A 245-nucleotide genomic window follows, 5' to 3' on the forward strand; every position below is an offset into this window, starting at 1 on the left:
CGTCGCGCTCCGCACCACCGAGCAGATCGAGACGGCGCTGGACAGCGAGGTGTGGCTGCCCTCCGGCGGCTCGCGCGTGTTCGACCGCACCGAGGCCATGACGGTCGTCGACGTCAACACCGGCAAGTACGTCGGCTCGGGCGGAAACCTCGAGGAGACCGCCACCAAGATCAACCTCGAGGCCGCGGAGGAGATCGACCGCCTGCTCCGCTTGCGCGACATCGGCGGCATCATCGTCGTCGACT

General features: G+C 68.6%; 1 protein-coding gene. It reads left to right on the forward strand.

Features of this window, described 5'->3' with window-relative positions:
• Positions 1-245 (forward strand): ribonuclease E/G (locus KVS71_RS18220; RefSeq protein WP_217585241.1); only part of this gene is annotated, 245 nt, incomplete at both ends.

This window comes from Microbacterium sp. GbtcB4, assembly GCF_019091465.1.
Lineage (GTDB): Bacteria > Actinomycetota > Actinomycetes > Actinomycetales > Microbacteriaceae > Microbacterium > Microbacterium paraoxydans.